Source organism: Okeanomitos corallinicola TIOX110 (genome assembly GCF_038050375.1).
Lineage (GTDB): Bacteria > Cyanobacteriota > Cyanobacteriia > Cyanobacteriales > Nostocaceae > Okeanomitos > Okeanomitos corallinicola.
On the sequence record NZ_CP150886.1, the window covers coordinates 1,316,719 to 1,337,707 of the forward strand.

Annotated in this window: 20 protein-coding genes; 8 read left to right on the forward strand and 12 right to left on the reverse strand. The window is 38.0% G+C overall.

The window, feature by feature from the left end; genetic code table 11:
- Nucleotides 1-166: 166 nt before the first annotated feature.
- The 7 genes from WJM97_RS05710 to WJM97_RS05740 form a co-directional block, all read right to left on the reverse strand.
- Nucleotides 167-1,171 carry a hypothetical protein gene (locus WJM97_RS05710; RefSeq protein ID WP_353932077.1) on the reverse strand — a complete coding sequence of 335 codons (1,005 nt, stop codon included), beginning with the start codon at nucleotides 1,169-1,171 and terminating at the stop codon, nucleotides 167-169.
- Between the two features lie 329 nt (nucleotides 1,172-1,500).
- The gene (gene ureC, locus WJM97_RS05715) at nucleotides 1,501-3,207 is read right to left on the reverse strand and encodes an urease subunit alpha (protein WP_353932078.1); all 1,707 of its coding nucleotides are present in this window, start codon (nucleotides 3,205-3,207) and stop codon (nucleotides 1,501-1,503) included.
- 44 nt (nucleotides 3,208-3,251) lie between these two features.
- Nucleotides 3,252-3,557 (reverse strand): urease subunit beta, encoded by a 306-nt coding sequence (locus tag WJM97_RS05720; RefSeq protein ID WP_353932079.1) that lies wholly within the window; start codon nucleotides 3,555-3,557, stop codon nucleotides 3,252-3,254.
- A gap of 63 nt (nucleotides 3,558-3,620) precedes the next feature.
- Complete coding sequence (locus tag WJM97_RS05725) at nucleotides 3,621-4,853, reverse strand: hypothetical protein (RefSeq protein WP_353932080.1); 1,233 nt, start codon at nucleotides 4,851-4,853, stop codon at nucleotides 3,621-3,623.
- A gap of 28 nt (nucleotides 4,854-4,881) precedes the next feature.
- Nucleotides 4,882-5,184 carry an urease subunit gamma gene (gene ureA, locus WJM97_RS05730; RefSeq protein WP_353932081.1) on the reverse strand — a complete coding sequence of 101 codons (303 nt, stop codon included), beginning with the start codon at nucleotides 5,182-5,184 and terminating at the stop codon, nucleotides 4,882-4,884.
- An 18-nt stretch (nucleotides 5,185-5,202) separates the two neighbouring features.
- The gene (locus WJM97_RS05735) at nucleotides 5,203-6,036 is read right to left on the reverse strand and encodes an urease accessory protein UreD (RefSeq protein WP_353932082.1); all 834 of its coding nucleotides are present in this window, start codon (nucleotides 6,034-6,036) and stop codon (nucleotides 5,203-5,205) included.
- Between the two features lie 98 nt (nucleotides 6,037-6,134).
- Nucleotides 6,135-6,824 carry a Uma2 family endonuclease gene (locus WJM97_RS05740; RefSeq protein ID WP_353933115.1) on the reverse strand — a complete coding sequence of 230 codons (690 nt, stop codon included), beginning with the start codon at nucleotides 6,822-6,824 and terminating at the stop codon, nucleotides 6,135-6,137.
- A gap of 230 nt (nucleotides 6,825-7,054) precedes the next feature.
- On the opposite strand from WJM97_RS05740, the gene serA reads away from it, so the two are divergent.
- Nucleotides 7,055-8,635 (forward strand): phosphoglycerate dehydrogenase, encoded by a 1,581-nt coding sequence (gene serA / locus WJM97_RS05745; RefSeq protein WP_353932083.1) that lies wholly within the window; start codon nucleotides 7,055-7,057, stop codon nucleotides 8,633-8,635.
- 167 nt (nucleotides 8,636-8,802) lie between these two features.
- Nucleotides 8,803-9,723: a 50S ribosomal protein L11 methyltransferase gene (gene prmA, locus WJM97_RS05750; RefSeq protein ID WP_353932084.1), complete on the forward strand. Its 921-nt coding sequence runs from the start codon at nucleotides 8,803-8,805 to the stop codon at nucleotides 9,721-9,723.
- A gap of 82 nt (nucleotides 9,724-9,805) precedes the next feature.
- Here prmA and trxA read toward each other — a convergent pair whose 3' ends face one another.
- Nucleotides 9,806-10,123 (reverse strand): thioredoxin, encoded by a 318-nt coding sequence (trxA, locus tag WJM97_RS05755; protein WP_353932085.1) that lies wholly within the window; start codon nucleotides 10,121-10,123, stop codon nucleotides 9,806-9,808.
- A 180-nt stretch (nucleotides 10,124-10,303) separates the two neighbouring features.
- Entirely contained in the window at nucleotides 10,304-11,404 is a 1,101-nt protein-coding gene (locus tag WJM97_RS05760; protein ID WP_353932086.1) for a peptidylprolyl isomerase, read from the reverse strand.
- A 185-nt stretch (nucleotides 11,405-11,589) separates the two neighbouring features.
- Between WJM97_RS05760 and efp the strand changes: the two genes are divergently transcribed.
- From efp to WJM97_RS05775, 3 genes are all read left to right on the forward strand, one after another.
- Entirely contained in the window at nucleotides 11,590-12,147 is a 558-nt protein-coding gene (gene efp, locus WJM97_RS05765) for an elongation factor P (protein WP_353932087.1), read from the forward strand.
- A gap of 255 nt (nucleotides 12,148-12,402) precedes the next feature.
- Nucleotides 12,403-12,921 (forward strand): acetyl-CoA carboxylase biotin carboxyl carrier protein, encoded by a 519-nt coding sequence (gene accB, locus WJM97_RS05770; protein WP_353932088.1) that lies wholly within the window; start codon nucleotides 12,403-12,405, stop codon nucleotides 12,919-12,921.
- Nucleotides 12,922-12,987: 66 nt separating this feature from the next.
- Entirely contained in the window at nucleotides 12,988-13,332 is a 345-nt protein-coding gene (locus WJM97_RS05775) for a metalloregulator ArsR/SmtB family transcription factor (protein ID WP_353932089.1), read from the forward strand.
- A gap of 64 nt (nucleotides 13,333-13,396) precedes the next feature.
- Here WJM97_RS05775 and WJM97_RS05780 read toward each other — a convergent pair whose 3' ends face one another.
- Both WJM97_RS05780 and WJM97_RS05785 read right to left on the reverse strand, forming a co-directional pair.
- Nucleotides 13,397-14,014, reverse strand: a complete 618-nt coding sequence (locus tag WJM97_RS05780) for a GerMN domain-containing protein (protein ID WP_353932090.1) — start codon at nucleotides 14,012-14,014, stop codon at nucleotides 13,397-13,399.
- A 586-nt stretch (nucleotides 14,015-14,600) separates the two neighbouring features.
- Nucleotides 14,601-16,409: a proline--tRNA ligase gene (locus WJM97_RS05785; RefSeq protein WP_353932091.1), complete on the reverse strand. Its 1,809-nt coding sequence runs from the start codon at nucleotides 16,407-16,409 to the stop codon at nucleotides 14,601-14,603.
- Between the two features lie 137 nt (nucleotides 16,410-16,546).
- Here WJM97_RS05785 and WJM97_RS05790 point away from each other — a divergent pair, with 137 nt between their 5' ends.
- The 3 genes from WJM97_RS05790 (at nucleotide 16,547) to WJM97_RS05800 (ending at nucleotide 19,724) form a co-directional block, all read left to right on the forward strand.
- Nucleotides 16,547-17,320 (forward strand): tryptophan-rich sensory protein, encoded by a 774-nt coding sequence (locus WJM97_RS05790; protein WP_353932092.1) that lies wholly within the window; start codon nucleotides 16,547-16,549, stop codon nucleotides 17,318-17,320.
- 22 nt (nucleotides 17,321-17,342) lie between these two features.
- On the forward strand, nucleotides 17,343-18,236 hold the full coding sequence (locus WJM97_RS05795; RefSeq protein WP_353932093.1) for a DUF4922 domain-containing protein: 894 nt from the start codon (nucleotides 17,343-17,345) through the stop codon (nucleotides 18,234-18,236).
- Nucleotides 18,237-18,359: 123 nt separating this feature from the next.
- Entirely contained in the window at nucleotides 18,360-19,724 is a 1,365-nt protein-coding gene (locus tag WJM97_RS05800) for an aminotransferase class V-fold PLP-dependent enzyme (RefSeq protein ID WP_353932094.1), read from the forward strand.
- Between the two features lie 113 nt (nucleotides 19,725-19,837).
- On the opposite strand, the gene WJM97_RS05805 is transcribed toward WJM97_RS05800, so the two are convergent.
- Complete coding sequence (locus WJM97_RS05805) at nucleotides 19,838-20,908, reverse strand: Photosystem Q(B) protein 1 (RefSeq protein ID WP_353932095.1); 1,071 nt, start codon at nucleotides 20,906-20,908, stop codon at nucleotides 19,838-19,840.
- Between the last annotated feature and the right edge of the window lie 81 nt (nucleotides 20,909-20,989).

Sequence of the window (20,989 nt, forward strand, 5' to 3'; positions counted from 1 at the left end):
TTGATGAATTATTTCTAATTGAAGAATTTTCAGTTTTAGTTATTTAATAATTGCTGAAATTCGGAAGTTGAATAAATAGCGATCATTTGTTTTGTTACCCTTAACCGTTTTACCTTTGCATTGACTGATTAAAAATGATATCTTTACTTTATTCAACCAGTCATAATTACTTAATATTAGCTAATTCAGGAAAAGCATCACAATTGACAGGTATTTTTAGTATATCCAGGACTTCAAGGAATAGATTAGGGTTGTTAATACTCCCAATATTCACATTTCTGTTACCCCAATGTCCCCAGTTCTTGTTATCCTTGAATTCTGGCTTAGGTACAAGTTCAAATCTATCATCATCACTATCAGGATAAAATTTTAACTCTTTAATCTGATTAGTAGCATAGAATGATTTCTGATTTGTTCTAATCCCTTGATAACTGACTTTCAATTCATTAAAATCAACCTCTTTACCACTTTGCAAGTCTGCCATGATTTGAGGTATTAATCTGGATTTGAGCAATTTTCTAACCAATTTAAAGAGAACCTGTGATTCAGAACTACAACCTGGCACATCAACATCACCAAAAGGTGTTTTTTGACTGTTTCCTGTATAATAGTGATAGCAGATAAGGTCAGGATCTTTAGTTTGGCTCCCATTCGCAGAACGACAACAGGAAATTCTGAGATATTTAATCTCTTCATATCTATGATGAATCTCTTTTTCTCTGCCAAGACTTAACTTGTTCTGATAAAAACCATGCTCAAAAGCAACAATTCTCTCATCATATTTCAGGTTAGAAGAAACAAAAAATATCAATAAAACACAGATCCAAATTACACCTATTACCACAATACCAATTGATGGGTTTTCTCGTATGTTTAAAAGGGATAAGAAACTGGGTGAACTTAGGAGTTTGGGATGCAATAATTCCAATATCTTGCTAAGTACCTCAATGATGAATAAAAAAACCCCTAGCAGACCAAAACTGGGAAAAAAAGCAATCATAAAACCAAGGCAGAGAGTATCCACCAATTTATTAGGTGCAAAAGGATTCTTGCAGGGGATTTCATCTATTTTGAGAAACCTACCAAGTTGATATTTCAAAGCTATTTCTTTTTCATGATCAGACAACTGTGTATACATAGGAATTACTCTCCTTTCATTAATTTCATTCAAATAATTTACTCACATTTGGCGATTGTGAAAATGTAGTTTAATTCTTTTAGTCGGTTTTACTGAAAATACTTGGGATCTGAGAAGATAAATTTGATAGCCATTATTTTCAGACTATCATGAAACCCGAACATTGGTTAAACTGGCTAACAGGAATGCGGAGATAAAGAATAGCAATCCTGATAAATATTTAAAATGTCTCTTAGATGAAAGGTTATTTTGTTTATAAATAATAATGAACAACATTACCAACAAACTCAAATATGGGATCTGGCAGACTATACGCACAAGCTGCCATAAAAGCTGAAACTCCTGGTTCTACATCCTCACAACTAAAACAAAAAATACCTCTGTGCCATTGGTAAAACCGTTGCTGGTTCACAGGTTAATAATTCCCCATCAGCACGGACTTCGTAAGTTTCAGGATTAACCTCGATTTGAGGTAAAGCATCATTTAATTTCATATCCCTTTTTGTTATTTTTCTCGTTCCTGAAACTGCAACAATTGATTTTTTTAAACCTAACTTTTGCGGAATTTCTGTTTCTAAACCAGCTTGAGAAATAAAGGTTAAAGATGTTTCATGACGCGCACCAGCAAAACTACCAAACATAGGACGACTATGAACAGGTTGAGGTGTGGGAATACTCGCATTAGCATCACCCATTTGTGACCAAGCAATCATTCCTCCTTTCACAACTATTTCTGGTTTGACACCAAAAAACGCAGGTTTCCATAAACACAAATCTGCGATTTTCCCCTCTTCCACAGAACCTACATAGTCAGCAATTCCATGGGTAATTGCCGGATTAATTGTATATTTAGCAACATATCTTTTTGCCCGCAAATTATCTGCTAAAGTCTCTCCGGGAACACTTCCCCGTTGTACTTTCATTTTATGGGCGGTTTGCCAGGTTCTAATTATTACTTCTCCTACCCTTCCCATCGCTTGAGAATCGGAAGCAATCATACTAAACGCGCCTAAATCATGCAAAATATCTTCAGCAGCGATAGTTTCTCGACGGATACGTGATTCAGCAAAAGCGACATCTTCAGGAATGCTAGGGTCTAGATGATGACAAACCATCAACATATCTAGGTGTTCATCTAGTGTGTTGAGGGTGTAGGGTCGCGTGGGATTGGTGGATGAAGGTAAAACGTTGGGTTGTCCACAGACTTTAATGATATCTGGTGCGTGTCCTCCCCCAGCGCCTTCGGTATGGTAGGTGTGAATTGCACGATGTTTAAAAGCAGCAATAGTGTCTTCTACAAAACCGGCTTCGTTTAATGTATCGGTGTGAATTGCTACTTGGATATCATACTCATCAGCGATGGTTAAACAAGTATCAATTGTGGAAGGTGTTGTTCCCCAGTCTTCATGGAGTTTTAAACCCATTGCACCAGCTTCTACTTGTTCTTTGAGTGCTTGGGGTTGACTGGTGTTACCTTTACCTAAAAATCCTAAGTTGACTGGGAAAGCATCAGCGGCTTGTAACATTCGGTAAATATTCCAGGGGCCTGGTGTACAAGTTGTGGCATTTGTGCCTGTAGCTGGGCCTGTTCCACCGCCAATCATTGTTGTAATACCGGAAGCAATTGCTACTTCTATTTGTTGGGGACAGATAAAATGAATGTGAGTATCTATTCCCCCTGCTGTGAGAATCATTCCCTCACCGGCTAATGCTTCTGTTCCCGGGCCAATAATGATATCTATATTATCTTGAATATAAGGATTTCCGGCTTTACCAATTTTGTGAATTTTGCCATTTTTAATGCCAATATCTGCTTTGACAATTCCCCACCAATCTAAAATCAAAGCATTAGTAATTACTAAGTCTACTGCACCATCGGCATTGGAAATTGGAGATTGTCCCATGCCATCTCTAATTACTTTTCCGCCGCCAAATTTTACTTCGTCACCGTAGGTTGTAAAGTCTCTTTCTACTTCTATAAATAGTTCTGTATCAGCTAATCTAATTCTATCTCCTACTGTTGGTCCGTAGGTTTCAGCGTAGGCTTGGCGGTTCATTTTGTAGGGCATTTTTTATCCTTTTTTTTGTATCACGCAGAGTCGCAGAGAGAGGTTTAGAGGTTGCCGTTTATTTTATTATTAAATCCGTAGATTTGGCGTGTACCAACTAGGGGAATTAAGGTGATTTCTTTTTCGTCTCCTGGTTCAAATCTCACTGCTGTTCCTGCTGGTATATCTAATCGCATTCCTCGCGCTTTTTCTCTGTCAAATTCTAGGGCGTTATTGACTTCGTAAAAGTGAAAGTGTGAACCAATTTGGATGGGTCTGTCTCCTGTGTTTGCTACTGTTAGTTTGGTGGTGGGACGACCTTGGTTAAGTTCAATTTCTCCGTCTGGAGTGATAATTTCGCCTGGTATCATGGTTGTTATTTGCTGAATAATTGAATTGACAAAATCTCAAGCATTAAAATTAAGGATTGAAATTCACATATTTTTAAATTTCTCTTTGAATAAAGTAGATTGTAAGAATACTGCTTGATAGCTAATGTTGATAATCTGTAAATATAAAAATGAACGACAGATAAAGAGGATATCAACTAATAAATAAAGGATGAAGTTGATACCTACATTTTTTTCCGTTGTCTGACTAGCATAGACAATGTAAATTATATAAATCAGTATATAGGCAAAGATGAATGTATATAACCACGGTAGATATTTTTTTATTTTTCTTCCTTTGCTGGCAACTTCTCGATTTTGTTTTTTTAAGTAAGATGATAAGTTTGATAATACATTCCACATTCCCCAAATATTGTACAGGGGAATAGAAAAACACATCACTCCACCCCAAGGAGTAACTGGATAATCATTATTGATTTTTTTGATGGTATTATTGAGGAAATATACCCATATTATTAAGCATAGGTAAGTTAATCTTTCTAAGAAACTCTGTACTATTTTTAAATAGTCCCAAAATTTATAAACTAGATATAATAATTGCTCAATCCAACTAGATAAAATTCCTGTGATATCAGTAATGTTAATGATTGTAGAAAATGCTTGAGAACGTGATATAAAAATGTCATATATGATGGATATGATAAATAAAGCTTGAATAGAAATAAGTAGCCATGATAGAACGATAATCACATAACTAATTATTTGTAAGTATTTCGCAGAGTTACAAACTGCTTCGATTGCTGCTATTGATGGTTTTCTGCCAACTGCTACTATCGCTCCTGTTGCATTTGGGTTAGCAGGGACTATTTGATATGGTTGCTGTTTCTTTTGTGTTAAATTGGATTGAGAGAATGATTGATTTTTAGTTTTTTTTGCTGATTTAATCTTGGTGGCATTTAATGTAATTACATCAGATGGAGATGACGAGTTAAAATTGATCTCTTGTTGCCATTCTATGGTTTGATTATTACTGAGTTTCCCGCAAACTACTAAAGTTGAATAGGTAGGAATATCTAATTTACTCAATCCTTTATAAATGTATTTAACTATTTCTGTTTGATTCAGTTTTTTAGAAGATTCTAATAAGACTATTATTTTTTGATGCTCAACTGTTACTTTCGCTTGAATATTTTGAGGGTTTAATGCTTGGTTAATAAGTCCAGAAATTGCTGTAATATCACCACTTTTTGCCAGTTTTACAAGGTTCATTCCACACTCATCCGGTAGATAAATACGCAGATTTTGATAATCATTCAAATAATCTAATCAGACTAGAAATATAAAATTAACGAATGGGGTTGTGTACCGTTACTAACTTTGTCCCATCGGGAAAAGTTGCTTCTACTTGAACTTCAGGAATCATTTCTGGTACTCCTTCCATGACATTATCACGGGTTAATAAACTTGTGCCATAACTCATTAATTCGGCTACAGTTTGTCCATTTCTTGCTCCTTCTAAAATTGCGGCGGAAATGTAAGCTACTGCTTCGGGATAATTGAGTTTTAAACCTCTTTCTTTGCGTCTTTCTGCGACTAAACCAGCGGTAAAAATTAATAATTTATCTTTTTCTTGGGGTGTCAGTTGCATTTTGATCTCCTGGTGATTTTAAATTTGCCAGACTCTTGGTATACAATTACCACGATTTAATAAGGATACTCGTAAATTTTGCCAAATATTTGTAAACAAACTCCTAACTTCTGTTGTGGAATGACCACGATAACGACACAAAAATCCATGTTCTAAGCGAGTTACCCCAACATCAAGGTTATGGATATTTAAAAGACGTGCTTGTTTGATTATTTCTGGGGATATGGTTAAACCAACCACTATAAAACTACCAATAACTGGTTTTCCTGCTAACCCGTGGATACTGTGAAATACTTCAGTGCTACCGGGTATATATTGGCGATCTATCCATAATGGAATATTATTTTGCCATATTTCTGTGTGCGATCGCATTTCTCCCTGTAAAAATTTCTCATTTCTAGCACTTCTTCCCAGTCTCGTAATTTCCCAACCGATAAAGCTGGCGTTTGTAGCTAATTTTACTCGTAAATCTTGCCGATAAACAGCACCATCAAACAAAATTGTTTCTTGGGGTAAATGTTCTAAACAAGCACCTGCATCAACTTGGATATTTACAGTTTGTCTAGCTGGTAAGCCATTACTGCGATATATTTTACTGGCTGCGGCAGTAGTAATTAATACTTGTGTATTCTTTTGTAAGTGAATTTCGGCAGATAGACGATCGCCCCCCACTACACCCCCAGCAGTATGTAAAATCACACTATGACATACTTGTTGTCCTTCTGGATAGAAAGGACGCTGAATTTTCAAAGGTGCTTGGTTATGGTTATAAATTAACTGTGTAGAATTTTGGCGTTGGGCATAAACTAAGTTAAGTTGGCCATACCAACTTTTATCTATGTGATTGTTCATTTTAGGAGCTAGAGGAGATCAAGAGTTCAGGAGTTCGAGGACAATAGAAGAATAAAGAACTAATTTTTCTCCCACTCACCCACTCACCCCCTCACCCTCTATTCAGTATCTATACCTAGAGATTGTAATTTTTCAGCAAGTTGTTGCGATCGCGCTTCTGCTAATTGTGCGCGTTGTTGTGCTGTTTGAATTTGTTCTTCTGGAGTAGGGTAACGCTCTCCGGCTTGATTATACCAATAAAGCCATTCCCGGACTACACCGCCATAATTGCCCCGTTCACAACCAATACCTAAACCAATTTCTGGCAACCATACGGGGTTAGTTGGTTGTAATTCATATCTACCGTTCACTAATTTGTATACTTCTAATCGGGGTTTACGACGACGACGAGAAGAATAAATCACATAGTAAAGTACACCCAAAGCCGCATATTCATCTAGCTTAACGCTGTACTCTTTGCGATAATTAGGAGAAACTACCTCTAAAATCCAAATAGGAACAACGTTTTCATCCCACAATACATAACTAGGACGTAGCTCCTCATCATAACAGCGGTCTACCCCCAAACTTAAAAAGGCATCTGGCACAATGGGTAACTCATCAGGGTGATAATAAATACCCATATCCACACCAAAAAACCAGTCCATCCGTTCTGACCAAAGTGTGAGCAGTGTAGCCTTGAGTAATGCTGGTATTAGTTCTTGCAGTTCGTTATCCACAGGTGTTTCATCCGAGTCTGGTAATTCTTCAGCAGAGGGTAAGTACCTGGGCAGGTTGAAATTCAAAATCATGACTTTCTGCTCCAAAATGCGGACAATCGCTGACATTTTCTTCCTGCTACGGCATTATGGGCTATGGCAAGGCATAATATCTGAAGTAAAGTTTTCTGATCCCACAACTATGGGATATGTTTAATGCCTAGTTTAATATCAAAACAGATAATTTTTGCTGAATTGTTACAGATAAGCACTAAACTTAAAAGTCTTGTAGAGAAAAAATAATTATAAATGAAGTAATCATGTCCAAAGTTCTTGTTTCCGATCCGATTGATAAAGCTGGTATTGACATCCTTTCCCAAGTTGCTACTGTTGATGTCAAAACAGGCTTAAAACCAGCAGAACTGCAAGAGATTATTGGTGAGTATGATGCACTGATGATCCGTTCAGGAACTCGTGTCACACAAGAAATTATAGAAGCCGGTACACAGTTAAAAATCATTGGCCGCGCTGGTGTGGGTGTGGATAATGTAGATGTTGCCGCTGCCACTCGAAAAGGTATTGTAGTTGTTAATTCTCCAGAAGGAAATACCATTGCCGCAGCGGAACACGCACTGGCAATGATGTTATCTTTATCCCGTCATATTCCGGACGCTAATGCTTCTGTAAAAAAAGGAGAATGGGATCGTAAAACCTTCGTAGGTGCAGAAGTATACAAAAAAACTCTGGGAATTGTCGGGTTAGGAAAAATCGGTTCTCATGTAGCAAATGTAGCTAAAGCTATGGGAATGAAATTATTAGCTTATGATCCCTTTATTTCCAGAGAAAGAGCCGAACAAATTGGTTGTCAATTGGTGGAATTAGATTTACTTTTCCAACAAGCTGACTACATCACTTTACACATTCCTAAAACCCCGGAAACCGCTAATTTAATCAATGCTAAAACCTTAGCGAAGATGAAACCCAATGCCAGAATTATTAACTGTGCTAGGGGTGGAATTATTGATGAAGCAGCTTTAGCAACAGCGGTAAAAGAGGGTACAATTGCAGGAGCAGCTTTAGATGTATTTGCGTCTGAACCTCTGGGAGAATCAGAATTGCGATCGCTAGGTAAAGAAATTATTCTTACCCCCCACTTAGGTGCATCCACCGCCGAAGCCCAAGTCAATGTAGCCATAGATGTAGCAGAACAAATCCGCGATGTTTTACTAGGACTACCAGCCCGTTCAGCAGTAAATATCCCCGGACTCGGTCCAGATATCTTAGAAGAACTTAAACCCTATATGGAATTGGCGGAAACCTTGGGTAACTTGGTGGGACAACTTGCCGGAGGCAGGGTAGAAACCCTGAATGTAACTTTACAAGGGGATCTGGCGACTAACAAAAGTCAGCCTTTAATTATCGCCGCACTCAAAGGACTACTTTACCAAGCCCTGCGAGAACGGGTAAATTATGTCAACGCCAACATCGAAGCCAAAGAAAGAGGCATTCGAGTTATTGAAACCAGAGATGCTTCTGCACGAGACTATGCAGGTTCTTTACATCTGGAAGCTACAGGTACTCTAGGAACTCATTCTGTGACCGGCGCTTTATTGGGAGATAAAGAAATTCATTTAACAGATGTTGATGGTTTCCCCATTAATGTTCCTCCCAGCAAATATATGTTATTCACCCTCCACCGTGATATGCCGGGAATTATCGGTAAACTCGGTTCTTTATTGGGAAGTTTCAATGTCAATATTGCCAGTATGCAAGTAGGCCGGAAAATTGTCCGTGGTGATGCAGTCATGGCTTTGAGTATTGATGATCCTTTACCAGATGGCATCCTAGAGGAAATTAAACAAGTTTCTGGTATTCGGGACGCGTATACAGTCACACTTTAACTGATCGCAGCAGTCTGGAGAGTGGGAGAGTGGGAGAGTGGGAGAAAAGTTAGTTCTTTATTGTTAAATTCTTCTGTCTCTTGCCTCTTCCTTTTCCCAGTTCCCAGTTCCCAGTTCCCAGTTCCCTATTTTCACAACTAATCTAAAATCTAAACTTTAAAATTTATATGGCAAATACCTGGTGGGAATTAAAAATCTTATGTGAACCAGACCTGGAAGATTCTATCTTTTGGCGACTGGAAACTTTTGGTTGTCGTGGTACTGCTAGTGAAAGTAAAGGTAATTCTTCCTTATTAAAAGCTTATTTACCCAGTTTTCAAGCACAATTATTAGATTTATCAGCATTATCATTACTTTTACGCCAAGATGCTTTGTGTGTAGGGTTATCATCTCCCATGCTGCACTGGGATTTAATTGACGAAGAAGATTGGGCTACTAATTGGAAAAAGCATTGGCAACCTGAAGAAATAGGCGATCGCTTCCTCATTAACCCCGCATGGCTACCCCTCCCCCAATCTTTAGAAAGGTTAGTCATTCGTCTTGATCCAGGTGTCGCTTTTGGTACAGGTAATCATGCCACAACTCAATTATGTCTGGAATCTCTAGAAATGCGATTAAGCGATGTCCCGGATTCTTTTATAGGTAATGAAGAGCAAAAAAAACCTGTTGTCATAGCTGATATCGGTTGTGGTTCTGGTATCCTTTCCATTGGTGCAATACTCTTAGGTGCAGAAAAAGTTTACGCTGTAGATACAGATCCTTTGGCTGTAAAATCAACCTTCAGTAATCGCGCTCTTAATGATATTAATTCGGAACGTTTAGTTCCAGCCCAAGGGAGTATAGACGCTTTACAAAAAATAGTTGAACAACCTGTTGATGGTATTGTTTGCAATATTTTGGCTGATGTAATTATTGAGTTAATCCCAGAAATGAGTAGCATTGCCAAACCTAGCACCTGGGGTATATTTAGCGGTATTTTATTAGAGCAATCAAAGGCTGTAGCCGACGTTTTAGAACAAAATGGTTGGGTGGTAGCCACTCTGTGGAAAAGAAAAGAATGGTGTTGTTTAAATGCCCGTCGGTCTTAAGAATAGGGTGTTGGGTGTGGAGGGGAGAATATTTTTACCAATTACCAATTACCTATTACCTATTACCCATTACCCATCACCATTAAATCAGAGTTTTTAAATGTTGAATTAATTGTGGTGCTTTAACTACACCTTCAATTCTATCCACTGGCTGGCCTTGCTTAAACAATACTAAAGTTGGTAAAGCCTCAATTCCATACTGACTAGCTAACTGCGTGTACTTTTCTGTGTCAATTTTTACGATGCGTAGACGGTCTTTTAATTGATTATTAACTTGTTCTAAAATTGGCACCATCATTTTACATGGGCCACACCAGTCAGCATAAAAATCTACTAATACAGGTACATCAGAACCAGATAGCATTTCTTCAAAGCTGTTAAATTGCTTTTTAGTTGTCATGATGACATACACCTATTTCTAATAGTTTATTTTTATAGTAGTTCTTAGAATATAAAATCGGTGCAATTTTATATTTTCTTGATAAATGAAATGTTTAGGGTAATGGGTAATGGGTAATGGGTAATGGGTAATAATTTATTTACCCCCTCACCCAATCACCCACTTATCTCCAGTAACTGATTAAGCTGGCTGAATTAAATTTTCCATACCTTGGATAACTGTGGCTGATTCAATTTTGTCACCAGCTTTGAGTGTATCTAAAATATCTCTACCCTCGATCAGATAACCAAAGACGGAATAGCGACCATCTAAAAGGTTGCGTCCTGCGGGGGTCAGTTCTGGTTCAAACAAAAAGAAGAACACTTGAGAAGAACCGCCATCTACATCACTTTCAGGACGTGCCATTGCTAAAGCCCCAAAGGAAGAGAATGGTAAAACTGGCATATCCAGATAACGTCCCGCTTGTTCTAGGGTAATACCATAGGTTGGTTCTTTATCACCTTCTGCCAATATTTCCAAGGGAATAGCCCGATATTCACCAGTTTTAGGGTCAATAAAACCTACTTCTTTACCTGGTGGATCTCCAGTTTGTAGTACATAAGATTCTTCAGAACGGGTAAATTCTAACCCATCATAGAAACCCCGTTGTACTAAATCAACAAAATTACCAGCAGTTACAGGGGCGCTATAACCATCTACTACTACAGCTAAATCACCTTTGTTTGTTTTAATGGCAATAGTAGCGCGACCTTTGAGTTGAGGTAAGTTACTGTACTCATCGGGGACTTCAAAGGGAAATCCTTTAACCATTGATTCTTCTAGCAAGGAGACAGTTTTAAGTAATTTGGCTCTACCTTCTAGAATTGGGTCTTTTTGTTTGTTGTTAACTATTTCTTGTAGTTCTGCAATACCAGATTTTAGTTCAGTAATCCAAGCTTCTGCTTGCTCTTGGCGTTCTTCTGGAACGCTTGCTAAGATTTTGGAGGGTTGATCTAAAATCCGTGATGCTTGTTTGAGGTCTCTGGAAACAGCACCCCATCTTTTGTTGGCACGTAGTTGATTGGCAATATCTTCTAAACTACCTTGCAATTTCCGTACTGGTTTATTGTCAATGGGGAGTGCATACCTTAACAAGGCTTTCCCGTCTGTGATGGCGTTACCCGCAGGTAAGGCAGCATAACTGGATGGAGTCCAAGCAAATGTGGTGATACCTACAAGTATTGTTACCAGCAGTATTGCTTTGAGGCTGTATTTCAGCCAGGACTTTATGAGGTTAAACATGGAATTTCTCAAATGCAGCATCAAAATTTTTTGACTGGAATTCACCCATCATTCATCTTCCCATATTCAGGGGATTGGTAATTGGAAGATAGAGAATATGAATAACCCAATGCCTAATGACTAATGACTAATGACTAATTACGGGTACAATAAATGCCGACTGTCTTCCACAATTTAAAAGTTTCATGATCTCTAGTAATGACTTTCGACCCGGTGTTTCTATTGTACTAGACGGGTCTGTATGGCGAGTAGTTGAATTTCTTCACGTTAAGCCAGGCAAAGGTTCTGCTTTTGTGAGAACTAAACTGAAAAATGTTCAAAATGGCAGCGTGGTGGAAAAAACGTTCCGGGCTGGGGAAACTGTACCCCAAGCTACTTTAGAGAAAATCACGATGCAGCACACCTATAAAGAGGGTGACGACTTCGTGTTTATGGATATGGAAACCTATGAAGAAGGTAGATTGAGTGTTGCCCAAATTGGTGATCGCGTCAAATACCTCAAGGAAGGTATGGATGTGGAAGTTATCAAGTGGGGGGAACAAGTATTAGAAGTGCAACTACCTAATTCTGTAGTTCTGGAAATAACTGAAACAGACCCTGGTGTTAAAGGTGATACTGCTACTGGTGGCACTAAACCAGCAATATTAGAAACCGGCGCCCAGGTGATGGTTCCCTTGTTTATTTCTCAAGGTGAACGGATCAAGATAGATACCAGAGAAGATAAATATTTAGGTAGGGAATAAACAGCATTTTGGGGATATCTAAGATTGATTTCTAGTCCTTGTCATCCCACCAAGTAGGAGCAATGAATTATCTCTAGTAATACCCAGAAATACAACAAAATTTCTTGGTATTACCTCCTAGATGGGGTGTCAGTAACATTTAATATTTTATTAATGTATTAATTGTTCTTAGTAATCTAGTATCCTGTTTTTAAATGTTTGTTGATTACCATACTTAAAATTCTAATTTACAGTTAGGTCGAGGTAAAAAATATTGTGCCATTAGACTTTAATGAAATCCGCCAATTGTTAGCGACTATTGCCCAAACTGACATCACTGAGGTAACTCTCAAAAGCGATGAATTTGAGCTAGTAGTACGTAAAGGTGTTAACAATACTGTACTGCCGACTGATCAAGCAACTACCAGCGGCATTGTGAGTACAGGAATAACTCCTACATCTGTACCTGCACCGTTGTCAGAAACGATTGTTAGCCGTGATAATTCTACTCCTAGTTCACCATCCCCTGTGGCAGTTAATTCCTCATCATCTAAGTGGGTAGAAGTCGAATCACCAATGGTGGGGACATTCTATCGCGCTCCTGCGCCTGGTGAAGATCCATTTGTGGAAGTGGGCGATCGCGTCAAGACTGGTCAATCAGTTTGTATTATTGAAGCAATGAAGTTGATGAATGAGATAGAAGCCGAAGTCTCTGGACAGGTGATGGAAATTCTCGTTCAAAATGGTGAACCAGTAGAATATGGTCAACCTCTGATGCGAATTAATCCCGATTAAGTATTAATATCTAAATGACCATCAAAGTTTTTGTTAAAACTCTACAATACTTACGGGTTAATCCTGATGAAACAAGCGTTGACTGTACCACCGGAAGTTGTACAACAAGTAGCTGAATACTTTAGCCTGTTAAGTGAGCCGATGCGCCTACGCCTTTTACACTTATTACAGGATGATGAAAAATGTGTGCAAGAGTTAGTAGATGCAACACAAACTTCTCAGGCGAATGTATCGAAGCACCTGAAAGTAATGTGGCAAGCCGGAATCCTCAGCCGTCGTAGTGAAGGAACTTGCGCTTACTATCGGGTGGAAGATGAAATGATTTTTGATTTATGTAATCGGGTTTGTAATCGCCTCGCTATGAGGCTGGAGGAACAAGCCCGTAGTTTTAGGGTGTTAAATAAAAATTAGTTATTAGTTATTAGTCATTAGTCATGAGTATTTTTTTCTATGGCTAATGACCAATGACCAATGACTAAAGAGGATAATTTTCGTTAAAACTTGTCCGAGTTAATGGTTGTGGAATTTCTACCCCTTCACCACCTAAAACATCTAAGGGTTTACCATCAACTTCAATGTAAACTTTGGCATTAGGATTTAAGGTTGTTGCAGTGTAGACAACCTGACCTACACGACCAACCATTGAGCTACTACCACCACCAGTAGTAAAGTCAGAAGATAAATTAACGTGGACTTCATTATCTTCTACTTTTAGACTCAGCAGTTTGGTTTCTGGGGGAATGGTTGTGGAATTTGTACCTTCCGTTGGTCCTGCCAATAATGTTTTAAAAACGTTTTCTAAGGCTTGCTGGGGCTGTGCTGCTGATATTTTTAATGGCTGTGGGACTAATTCAAGGCTTTTTTCTGTTGGTTTTAACCAATAAATATTGGCTGTTTGTTCATTACCTTGGGTGGTTAATGGCTGTTCTGGTTGTTTAATAGTTTGAGAAGTGTTTCCTGGTGTGGGGGGAGTTTTGGGGGTTTGGGATGTGAACCAAGCTACTCCACCGCTAACAGCTACAACAGCTGCCGATACTGCTGCTATTACACCTGATGAAATATTACGGTTAGTTGTTCTTTGTTGTTCATTCATATATATAACCTGCTTGACAAAGGGTTGAATTACTATTGATGTGAGGAGTAGCCTGATAAAAGACGATATGGAAGTTTGATGAGTTTCTTAAAACTGATAGATGCCTGGATATATGATTGATATTTCTGGTAACTTATCTGCTAACTTGATATTTGCCTATTTCAGCAATTAATAATTTTGCACCCATAGTAACTTTATCTGATCTTTAATTTTAGGTTGACAGTTCTCTTCCGTCACATAAACTTTGCTACAAATATAATCAATTCTTGAAATACGGTTATTAACAGAGTGGATGGGTAGATATTTAATACCCTACATCTTTATGAGTGGTAAAGGTTGTTAAATTTATATATCCATAAGTATGAAGTAGTGAAACTTCTGTGTATTTGTCCTTACTCCTTAAATCAGTCCTCTATTATATCTATATCTAATATATTAATCAATTTCTTGAGGGTATTTTCCTGAAATTGGTGAGTGAATATTTACCCATTTTTTACAGCATCGTGAAATTTGTATTTAGCCATTTTATGTATCAAAGTTTATTTGTCAAGGGCGGGTAGGATACCCACCCCACAATGGTTATATTTTACCCTTCTATGGCTTGTTTAATCCATTGTTGTAAGGTGTTTACAACTTCGTCAATGGCTATTTCCTGAGTTTCACGGGTTGCTCGTTTGACTACTTCTACTTTACCATTAGCGATCGCTCTCCCTGTAACAATTCTAAAGGGAATGCCAATTAAATCTGCATCTTTGAATTTTACACCTGCTCTTTCGTCTCTGTCATCTAATAATGTTTCTACACCTGCTTTATTGAGTTCGGTGTAAAGTTTTTCGGCGATTTCGATTTGTTGAGCATCTTTGATATTAGGAATGGTAACAATGGCGTGATAAGGTGCGATCGCTACAGGCCAAATTATCCCATCTTTATCATAGGATTGTTCTACTGCTGATTGTGCTAACCGGGAAACTCCCACACCATAACAACCCATGAGTAAAGGTTTTTCTTCCCCTTGCTCATTGGTATAAACTGCACACATTGCTTGGGAGTATTTTGTACCGAGTTGGAAGATGTGACCGGCTTCTATACCCCTTGCTGTTTCTAGGGTTTGGGTAGAATCATGGAGAGAGCGATCGCCTGGTCTAGCTTTCCGAATATCTACTGTTAATTCTGGTAATTTAAACTGCTCACCCCAATTTGCCCCGACTACGTGAAAGCCTGTTTCATTTGCTCCGGTGACAAAGTTTTTTAACTCTACCGCAGTTTGATCAACCAAGCGAACAAACTTAGCATTTACCTGTTTAGTTCCCGTAATATAATCATCACCTAAATCTGGAGAAATATAACCCAAAGGTAAAGATTTTACTGCCCAAGTCGCAATTATTTCATTAGTTGGTACACTCAGAGAAATAATAGTTTTAGCATTAAATTGAGGAGCTAATTTAGTTAATTCATTTTGTAATTTTACCTCATTAACTTCCTGATCTCCCCGAATATTCACCAACACTAAAACAGTCAAACCATGATCATAAACAGTTTGATATAAAACATTTTTCACAACTTGAGTAGGAGAACATTTCAAGAAATTACAAAGTTTTTCTATGGTATCCGTTCCCGGAGTTTCCCGTTTTTCAAGAGTAGTAAAAGGTGAGGTTTCCAAATCCGCAGGTAAAGAAACAGCCTTTTCTACATTTGCTGCATATTTCCCATCTTCAGTGTAGAGAACTTCATCCTCTCCCGCATCTGCTAACACCATAAATTCCGTCGAACCAGAACCACCAATCGCACCAGAGTCAGCTTCTACCGCCCGAAAAGCTAAACCAGAACGGCGTAACATATTAGTGTATGCTTGGTACATATCCTGGTAAGTTTGCTTTAAACTTTCCTCATCAGCATGGAAAGAATAACCATCTTTCATGATAAATTCTCTCCCCCGCATTAAACCAAAACGAGGACGAATTTCATCCCGAAATTTAGTTTGAATTTGATATAAATGTACGGGTAATTGACGATATGAACGAATCATATCACGGGCAACAGCGGTAATTACTTCTTCATGGGTGGGGCCTAAACCTAACTGTTGTTCCCTCCTATCAATCAGAGAAAACATGATACCCTCAGCTTTAGTGTAGGTATCCCATCTTCCCGACTCCTTCCATAACTCAGCCGGTTGTATTTGCGGTAATAGACATTCTTGTGCGCCGGTGGCGTTCATTTCTTCCCGTACTATCTGGGATATCTTTTGTAAAACTCGCCACATTAAAGGCAGATACGCATAGACACCACTACCGATGCGACGAATATAACCTGCGCGGAGTAAGAGTTTATGACTGGGAATTTCCGCATCTGCTGGGTCATCCCTGAGTGTAACAAATAACATTTGTGATAGTCGCATCGTTTTTTCCTTACATTTGTAATTTCTTGTCACTTTCCCCACATCTTCATCACACTTCATTGTCAACAGACTGACTAAAAATCAAGAAGATGTAAGCTAAAAGTAGAGACAAAATATATATTTTATGTCAATTTGCCATGCAAGAGTCTAATTTTAGTAATAATCGGGATTTTTTACGACAGTGTGCTACCTTAGCAGCTATAGTTGGCGGTTTTATTGTCAATGTAGTATCTAACGTTGCTCCGCTGAATGGTATGAGCATTGGGGCAATTTCTAACACTTTATTTAAAGATGTGTTAGTTATTCCCGCTAACTATGCTTTTATCATCTGGGGTGTAATTTACTTGGGTTTGTTTGCTTTCGGAGTTTATCAATTTTTGCCTAGTCAAAAACAAGATCCAGATTTACGTAAAACTGGGTATTTGTTAGTAGTTGCTTCTATTGCTCAGTGTATTTGGGTTTATTTATTTTTATCCCGATTTTTCGCTGTTTCTATTTTAGCAATGTTGGGAATTTTGATACCTCTAATTATGATTCATCAACGCTTAGGAATTGGGGAAAAGCGAGTCAGTAAAAATAAAAAGTTTTGTCTTCATTATCCCATTAGTATATATTTGGGTTGGATTAGTGTCGCAACTATTGTCAATGTTGCCTGTGCATTGTATTTTATTAATTGGAATGGTTTTGGTATTAGTGGGGAAGTTTGGACTGTAATTATGTTATTAGCAGCAGCGGGAATTTCTGCTGTGATGGTGCTAAATTATCAAGATATTGCTTATACAGGGGTGACAGTTTGGGCTTTGGTAGCAATTGCTGTTAAACATGGAGATCATTCTATCATCAGAAATACTGCTTTAGGTTTAGCAATTGTGCTGATGGTGATTATATTTATGAAAGGTTGGCGTAGATAGATAGAACTTAGAAACTAAACAAATGACTCAGGGTAAAATATTGTTGAAATCAGGGACTTTGTGGGATAAAATTAAACAAACTACTACCCATGCTTTAGAGTGTGGGGCTTTAAAATCTATTCCCACGGAATTGGAAATTGTGGAACATGAACAAGTTAAATTTGTAGTCAGAATTTTAGCAAATTTGAACCGGAAAAAAGCTGCTCAAAAGCAACAGGAAAAACAAACTGTGGCAACTGGTAAAGAGTTTAATCCGTTTTTACCTTATGAACAAGATTTGTTTGTAGCAGATGTTTCTGAAACTCATGTTTGTATTTTAAATAAATTCAATGTTGTTGATTATCATTTATTAATTATTACCCGTGCTTTCGAGGAACAAGAGAGTTTATTAACCGTAGAAGATTTTACCGCAATGTGGGCGGTTTTAGGTGATGTGGATGGGTTAGTATTTTATAATGGTGGTAAAATTGCCGGTGCGAGTCAGCGACATAAACATTTACAAATAGTACCAATAACTAAAAACGAAATACCGATTACACCTTTATTAGCAGCGGCTAAATTTAAAGATGGTATTGCAACTATTCCTGGACTTCCTTTTTTACACGCTTTTACTACTTTTGAACCAGAAGAAAGCCCAGAGGTGACGTTAGCAAAATATTATGCTTTACTAGAGGTAGTAGGTATTGAGGCTGTTGATAATAGTAAACAATCGGGAGCATATAACTTTTTAGCTACACGAGAATGGATGTTAATTGTACCCCGTTCTCAAGAAGAATTTGAGTCAATTTCTATTAATTCTTTGGGGTTTGCTGGTGCTTTGTTGGTAAGAAATTCTCAACAAATGCAGCTGGTTAAAGATATTGGTCCGATGAATATTTTAAAAAATGTTGCTTTAGGCTTTTCTAAGGAATTATGAATTAAGTTTCGCGCAAAGGTGCAAAGGAGCAAAGACGCAAAGTTTAGGTAAGTAAGTTAAAATAATCTGCGTTTATCTGCGTTTATTTGCGGTTAAAAAATATTTTGATAAGGAAATATAATTATGGAATCTCTAGATATAAAATGGATTCGTTCCCAATTTCCGGCATTAACACAAACTATCAACGGAAACCCTGCGATTTTTTTTGATGGCCCTGGGGGAACGCAAGTACCGGGTGCTGTGTTAGATAATATCAATGATTATTTAGTTAGGTCTAATGCCAATGCTCATGGTTATTTTACCACCAGCATGAGAACTGATGCGGTAATTAATTCTGCCAGAGCAGCGATCGCAGATTTTTTAGGATGCGATAATGATGAAGTGGTATTTAGTGCAAATATGACTACTCTCGCTTTTAGTGTCAGTCGCGCTATTGGGAGAGAATTACAACCAGGTGATGAAATTGTTGTTACAAAATTAGACCACGCTGCTAATATTTCTCCTTGGGTTGCTTTAGAAGAACAGGGTGTAAAGGTCAAAATTGTTGATGTTAATATTGCCGATTGTACCCTAGATTTAACTGATTTAGAAACCAAGATTAATTCTAAAACAAAATTAGTTGCTGTCACCTATGCTTCTAATGCTGTGGGAACAATTAATGATATTACCAACATCGTTAAATTAGCCCATAGTTTTGGGGCTTTGGTGTTTGTAGATGCTGTCCATTATGCACCCCACGCACCCATTAATGTTCATCATTTAGACTGTGATTTTCTCGCTTGTTCGGCTTATAAATTCTTTGCTCCCCACGTTGGAATTTTATATGCAAAACGAGAACATTTAACTAGATTTTCTCCCTATAAAGTTAAACCTGCATCTAATGAAGTTCCGTCTAGATGGGAAACGGGAACTTTAAATCATGAAGGTTTAGCTGGTTTAGTAGCGACAATTAATTATTTAGCAAAATTAGGTTGTCACGTTTCCCCAACTTTAGATAATGAATTAATTGATTCTTTAATAGCAGCAGATAGGGAAGGTTTAACTACCTTTCATTGTCCCCGATTTCTAACTTCAGAAACACAAGAAAATCATGAATTAGCATCTGCTTATCATAGTCGTCGTGCGGCTTTGTTAGCAGCAATGACAGCGATTCAACAATATGAAAGAGAATTAAGTAAAAAGTTAATTTCTGGTTTGTTAGAAATTCCTGGTGTGCAGGTTTATGGAATTACAGAACCGGAAAAATTTAACTGGAGAACTCCCACCGTTGCAATTACCATTGATGGGAAAAAACCCGCAGAAATAGCCAAAATTTTAGGAGAAAAAGGCATCTTTACCTGGCATGGAAATTTCTATGCTATGGAACTAACAGAAAAATTAGGTGTAGAAAAATCCGGTGGTTTATTGAGAATTGGTTTAGCACATTATAATACTGGGGAGGAAATAGAGCAGTGTTTACAAACTATTTCTACCTGCTGTAGACAATGAAAAATCAAAAACTTTCAACTCTTAACTCTCTGCGACTCTGCGCCTCTGCGTGAAACAAAATCTATCTAAATACCCGACTCTTTTGTCTAGAAGTCGGGTATTAATAATCATGACTAACTAACAGGAATTGCTTCACCACAAGACATAATTACAGGGAAAATATGAACATTGGGAGCGTGCATTGCTAAAATTCCTAAATTAGCACGATTCAGCAAATCAGCTTCAGTTCTAACTACCATTCCCCGACTATCTAAAATAGAATGATGGAAGTTAAAGCCATTCAAATTAAAAGCCATACTCCCGACACCTAATGCAGCAAACCAAATACCGATGGTGGGTAATGCTGCTAGTAAAAAATGAAAAGAACGGTGATTTTTACTGGCGAATAACGGAGTTAATAAACGTCCTAAAAAACCATAATGTCCAGCTAAATAGCTATAGGTTACTTGGCGTTGACCTAATTTATAGCCAGTATTGGGTGATTCGTTTTCGGTGGTTTTTCTAAATAGGGTAGATGTCACCAATGAACCATGGAGAGAACTTAAAAATGCACCACTAAAAATTCCCGCAACTCCTAACATATGGAAGGGGTGCATTAAGATATTATGGTCGCCTTGGAAAGCTAACATAAAGTGAAAAGTTCCCGCAATTCCCAAGGGTAAACCATCAGCAAAACTACCTTGACCAATGGGGTAAATTAATAATACTGCTGTCGCTGCTGCTGCGGGTGCAGAATAGGCAATTGCTAACCAAGGACGCATTCCTAAACGGTAACTTAATTCCCATAAACGTCCTAAATAACACCAAATTCCAATCAAAAAATGCAGGACAATTAGTTGATAAGGTCCGCCATTATAAAGCCATTCATCTATGGAAGCTGCTTCCCAAATTGGATAAAAATGTAAACCAATGGCGGCGGAAGTTGGGACTACGGCGGCTGTAATAATGTTGTTTCCATCCATTAAAGAACCGCGAATGGGGTCTCTAATTCCTTCCATATCTACCCCTGGTGCAGCAATGAAAGCGAGGATAAAACAGGTGGTTGCAACTAACAAAGTGGGAATCATTAATACACCAAACCAGCCTATATAGAGGCGGTTCTCGGTGCTAGTTATCCAAGCACAAAAACGATCCCAAACTCTAAAGAAATCGAATTCTTCTCGACGTGGAGCAATGATAGTCATTGTCTTCACCTCATAGTATTTTAAATTTTTGGCTTTTTATTTTCGATGAATGTTAACCTTTGAATTCTTACATTTAGGCTT

What these genes read in the sequence shown, in the direction of transcription:
- ureC (WP_353932078.1), bottom strand. Translation starts at nt 3,207, where the DNA reads ATGCCCTACAAAATGAACCGCCAAGCCTACGCTGAAACCTACGGACCA.
- WJM97_RS05720 (WP_353932079.1), bottom strand. Translation starts at nt 3,557, where the DNA reads ATGATACCAGGCGAAATTATCACTCCAGACGGAGAAATTGAACTTAAC.
- ureA (WP_353932081.1), bottom strand. Translation starts at nt 5,184, where the DNA reads ATGCAACTGACACCCCAAGAAAAAGATAAATTATTAATTTTTACCGCT.
- WJM97_RS05735 (WP_353932082.1), bottom strand. Translation starts at nt 6,036, where the DNA reads ATGAACAATCACATAGATAAAAGTTGGTATGGCCAACTTAACTTAGTT.
- serA (WP_353932083.1), top strand. Translation starts at nt 7,055, where the DNA reads ATGTCCAAAGTTCTTGTTTCCGATCCGATTGATAAAGCTGGTATTGAC.
- prmA (WP_353932084.1), top strand. Translation starts at nt 8,803, where the DNA reads ATGGCAAATACCTGGTGGGAATTAAAAATCTTATGTGAACCAGACCTG.
- trxA (WP_353932085.1), bottom strand. Translation starts at nt 10,123, where the DNA reads ATGACAACTAAAAAGCAATTTAACAGCTTTGAAGAAATGCTATCTGGT.
- WJM97_RS05760 (WP_353932086.1), bottom strand. Translation starts at nt 11,404, where the DNA reads ATGTTTAACCTCATAAAGTCCTGGCTGAAATACAGCCTCAAAGCAATA.
- efp (WP_353932087.1), top strand. Translation starts at nt 11,590, where the DNA reads ATGATCTCTAGTAATGACTTTCGACCCGGTGTTTCTATTGTACTAGAC.
- WJM97_RS05775 (WP_353932089.1), top strand. Translation starts at nt 12,988, where the DNA reads ATGAAACAAGCGTTGACTGTACCACCGGAAGTTGTACAACAAGTAGCT.
- WJM97_RS05780 (WP_353932090.1), bottom strand. Translation starts at nt 14,014, where the DNA reads ATGAATGAACAACAAAGAACAACTAACCGTAATATTTCATCAGGTGTA.
- WJM97_RS05785 (WP_353932091.1), bottom strand. Translation starts at nt 16,409, where the DNA reads ATGCGACTATCACAAATGTTATTTGTTACACTCAGGGATGACCCAGCA.
- WJM97_RS05790 (WP_353932092.1), top strand. Translation starts at nt 16,547, where the DNA reads ATGCAAGAGTCTAATTTTAGTAATAATCGGGATTTTTTACGACAGTGT.
- WJM97_RS05795 (WP_353932093.1), top strand. Translation starts at nt 17,343, where the DNA reads ATGACTCAGGGTAAAATATTGTTGAAATCAGGGACTTTGTGGGATAAA.
- WJM97_RS05800 (WP_353932094.1), top strand. Translation starts at nt 18,360, where the DNA reads ATGGAATCTCTAGATATAAAATGGATTCGTTCCCAATTTCCGGCATTA.
- WJM97_RS05805 (WP_353932095.1), bottom strand. Translation starts at nt 20,908, where the DNA reads ATGACTATCATTGCTCCACGTCGAGAAGAATTCGATTTCTTTAGAGTT.